This is a genomic window from Legionella tunisiensis (genome assembly GCF_000308315.1).
GTDB lineage: Bacteria > Pseudomonadota > Gammaproteobacteria > Legionellales > Legionellaceae > Tatlockia > Tatlockia tunisiensis.
In genome coordinates, this window is the sequence record NZ_CALJ01000154.1 from 1 (window position 1) to 3,952 (window position 3,952).

Here is a 3,952-nt window from a genome sequence, read left to right on the forward strand (position 1 = left end):
GCTTCCGTGGTGTGTGTCTGAAAACATTTGTCAACAGTGTTGGGCGTTGGGGGCGAACCATATTTCTGTAAAACCCGTGCTTCCTACGATGTTGCGGCAGATGGTGGAGAGTGCGTTGTTGCATTGATGGCATTACGATAACCAGATGTGGCTTCGGTTGCATCTGGTTTTTTGGTAAAAGAGGTTGACCTAAGCGCTTGCTTCAAGTTAAAGCGAACAATGCTTGGGGATGGGGTATCATTATCCACATCAAATATAGCATTAACCCATTCTTGCTTTATACGTTGATCTGTACATTTACGTAATAAATTAACTGTCAGTGAACAGGCATTATCATATTTGGTAAATGTTAATGCCGCATTTAACATGTCATGCTCAAACGAGTCGGCACATTCATTATCTATTATAACAGCCCTTAGTAGTTTACCTCTGCCGGCTTGCTTGGGAATATCCGAGCCAGTAAATGTTTCAATAGATAATTCGTAGGGGTTGAGGTTTGGGGTTGGTTGGGATCTTTGGAAATAACTAAAAAAGCCAAACAAAGAATAGGAGGGTGGGGGGACTAGGACTGGTGGCCTTGCGGCTGTTACTAGAATTAGTTTATCGGATCTCTCTAAGACCAGCATCGGTTCTAGAGTGCTATTAGACGTTAATAAACGGACGGCAGATTTCCCTATAGGGATATCAGTATCACCTTGAATTTCAACGTTACTTCTCATTCGTTTACCTCATTTTGATTTATCGCTTTTCTTTCCCTATGGCTGATACCTCTAAAACACCGATTATTCCTACACACTAAAATACTAATATGGGCAAAATTATCCATCTCAGGATTGTGTGTTGGAAGACTGTTTTTTGAATCCTGGTTTGCGCCACGATGCTTTTATAACATTGATTAGAAAAAAGGGGATATTAGACACAACAGGAAATCAAATTTGGCGGAGAGGCAGGGATTCGAACCCTGGGAAGGTCGCCCTTCAACGGTTTTCAAGACCGCCGCTTTCAACCGCTCAGCCACCTCTCCGACAGGGCAGAATAGTATCTTAACAGTGTGTGCTTTGCAAATAATTTTTAACCCATTTCCAATTTGAGTGTCTTTCTTTTTACAGTTCGCAAAATCCTTGTAGATGAGTATAATGTGCCACATTTGCAAGGTTGTTGTGATATAGCTTCTTTGATAAATAAGTCCGAGTGCTTATTGAGGGAGCTATGTTGTGATTGATTAGAGCACTCATAGTTAATAGGTGTTTTTTATGAAACAGATTCGAGCGTTATTCCTGATAGGGCTTTTGCTTTCTTTGACTGCCTGTGCTAAGTGGTGGAATAAAGATGAGGATGATAATAGTCCTTTCCAGGGTATGACTGCCAAGCAGTTGTTTACTGAAGCTCAACAAGCGATGGCTAAAGAACAATACGAGAGTGCGGCCAAACGTTTGGAAGCTCTCGAATCCATGTATCCTTTTAGTGATTATGCTGAAAAAGCGCAGATGGATTTGATATACGCTTACTACAAGAAGCAGGACTATCCTTCTACAGCAGCGACAGCAGCGCGTTTTATCCATCTTTATCCACGGGCCAAAAACGTAGATTACGCGTATTACATGAAGGCATTAGCCAATTTCCAACAAACACGTGGTACCTTTGCTAACTTTTTGCCTTTGGATGAGTCTTGGCGCGCTCCTGGTACACAAACCCAGGCCTATACTGATTTCGCTGAGTTAATCCAAAAATTCCCGAACAGCCGCTATAAGGCAAATGCTTTGCAGCGTATGATTTATTTGCGTAATATGTTTGCTCAGCGTGAACTGAATACCTCACGTTATTATTATGATCGGAGGATGTATGTGGCTGCTGCGGAGCGTGCCAGCTATTTAGTGCAAAACTATCCACAAGCACCGAGTGTGCAACAAGCCTTGGTTTTGCTTTATTATTCCAATAAAGCGTTGGGCTTGAAAAAAGCAGCTGATGATGCGCTGGCTGTTTATCAATCCACTTATCATAAACAAATGCCAGAAACAGTGGTATAGGGTTTATAACGTCGTGAGCAAATTAGGGTATCGCTATTGCTTGGTTTTCATACTCTGTTTGCTCGTTTCGTTAGCCCATGCTTTGACTGTGGAAGATGCTCACTTGTTGCAGAAAGAGTATCAACAATATCAAGCCTGGGTGTTAGGACGTAACTATTTTTTTGGCACCACTGTCAAACAAGACCGCATCAAGGCACTTGCTTGGCAAATGATATATGTCGAGCAATTACCTGCTTCCTACCCTGAAAAAGAAAAACTGCTACGTTTCTACAAACAGGGCTTATCGGCTGGGCAAAAAGAAGACGCTAAGAAACTCGCTGCTTTGTTGCGCACACGATATGATTTATTGCCTCCTTTTAATGAAGATGAATTGTATCGCGTGTATACCCTCCATGAGGAAAAGATTTCCTGGCGTACGCTACAACCTGTTCTGCCGCCTGCGAAGGTATGGAGTAATTTTAATTCCTGGCTGGATTGGTTGGCGAAAACTAATAATCCTGCGTTAGCGGCTACCCTTGAGCTACGTATGCACGATTTAATTGCTGCCAAACGATTTCCAATTGTCTATGGGCAGGTTATCGTTAAGGGACCTGAGCCTTTGATGCTGATTAATTCAGGGCTTGACATTCTACCTGGTGGTTTTTTTATCAGTCATCCTGGCAATAACACCGTTTCTTTTATTTTGCCTGGTTATAAGTCCGCAAATTTTGGTAGCAATACCAGGTATGAAATCCAGGCAATTCCACCCATTATTTTAGAAGCGGAAGGCGGCACCAAGCCAACTGGTGTGGTGGGGCGTGTCTTACCCTGGGGTGGTGTTGAACAGTCGAATATATTATTACAAAGGGTAATGAGAGAAGGTAACGCGAGTGAGGACCCATGGTTCAGGCAAGCCATGCCTTTAACAGTAACGAATGGGGGTGAGTTCTATACTACGGGTTTAAGCCCGGGACGTTATGAGCTCTTTATCAATACAGCAGGTTTAAGTACTTCAAAGCAATTCACTGTGCGTGATGGTGAAATTCGGGGCTTATCCTTGATCGATTTACGCCAGAAAGTGGCCCATTAAGCTGGGCTACTTTCTAATTCGACTGCAGGGCTAGGCGTTTTAATTTCCTCGGAAGGTGTATTGAGTCCTGCCAGCAAATCGTTGGTCAGACTGCGCAATTCCCCGCAGAGCAAAGTAAGGGCGGCATCACGTTGCAGATATTCTTCTTCCAGCTCCTGGATTTCGTTAAATTCATCGATGAGGTAATCGAGGCTTTTGAGGCGTTTAAAGGTTAAATCCTGAGTCAGGGTAAATTGAATTCGTTCATTCCATACGAGGGAAATTTCAGCAACCCCAAGCCCTTGCGCCAAGAGAGTTAAAATTTCTTCCGCCGGTAATTCATAGCCTTTGCAATTGACTCGTTTTTTTCGTTATCGAGAGAAAACAGCAGGCAATCGGAGGCTAATTGAAATGAGGGCGGCAGAAGCTCTGGATTACTAAGCCATTGAGCAAAACGTAAGGCCAAATTTTCATTGAAGGTTATCGGTTCAAGATGAAGGCCGGGTAGTGATTTACGTAATAAAGCTGTTAATTGTGAAGCTTGATTGTTACTGGAAGTATTGATAATCAAGCGATTAGACATGCTATCCAGCATGGCAAATAATCTTTTTTGGACACAGAAAGATTTCGGCAATAATTCAAATTCCAAATCTTCGGCAAGCTGTGCTTTCTCAGCTCTTTTAATGGTACGACCTTGCTGTGTTTCTATGGTTTGGACGCGTTCCTCTAACATGCGCTTAATGACGCCTCGCGGTAAGATACGCTCTTCTTTCCCTAAACAAATCAAGGAGCAACCAGCTACTTCTTGCACCAATTCATCGGCGTAAGCGGGCAGCCAGCCATAAATAAAAACGTGCATGGGGGGGACAAGGTTTAA

At 43.0% G+C, this 3,952-nt stretch carries 3 protein-coding genes, 1 tRNA gene and 1 pseudogene; 2 read left to right on the top strand and 3 right to left on the bottom strand.

Annotated elements, in window-relative coordinates; all coding sequences use genetic code 11:
* Positions 1-83 precede the first annotated feature (83 nt).
* Together BN58_RS30815 and BN58_RS09820 are read right to left on the bottom strand one after the other, a co-directional pair.
* The gene (locus tag BN58_RS30815; protein WP_019216674.1) at positions 84-719 is read right to left on the bottom strand and encodes a hypothetical protein; all 636 of its coding nucleotides are present in this window, start codon (positions 717-719) and stop codon (positions 84-86) included.
* Between the two features lie 217 nt (positions 720-936).
* Positions 937-1,024 (bottom strand) — tRNA-Ser (locus BN58_RS09820).
* Positions 1,025-1,253: 229 nt separating this feature from the next.
* Between BN58_RS09820 and BN58_RS09825 the strand changes: the two genes are divergently transcribed.
* On the top strand, positions 1,254-2,027 hold the full coding sequence (locus BN58_RS09825) for an outer membrane protein assembly factor BamD (protein WP_019216675.1): 774 nt from the start codon (positions 1,254-1,256) through the stop codon (positions 2,025-2,027).
* 13 nt (positions 2,028-2,040) lie between these two features.
* Positions 2,041-3,096, top strand: coding sequence for a hypothetical protein (locus tag BN58_RS09830; RefSeq protein WP_156812469.1), 1,056 nt, complete (start codon positions 2,041-2,043; stop codon positions 3,094-3,096).
* Here BN58_RS09830 and BN58_RS23875 read toward each other — a convergent pair.
* Positions 3,093-3,952: pseudogene (locus tag BN58_RS23875) on the bottom strand (recombination-associated protein RdgC); the annotation flags it as partial. The gene BN58_RS09830 and the pseudogene BN58_RS23875 sit on opposite strands and share 4 nt — an antisense overlap.

Bases quoted from the DNA above. Each gene is read 5' to 3' on its own strand.
- BN58_RS30815 (WP_019216674.1), bottom strand. From the start codon at position 719: ATGAGAAGTAACGTTGAAATTCAAGGTGATACTGATATCCCTATAGGG.
- BN58_RS09825 (WP_019216675.1), top strand. From the start codon at position 1,254: ATGAAACAGATTCGAGCGTTATTCCTGATAGGGCTTTTGCTTTCTTTG.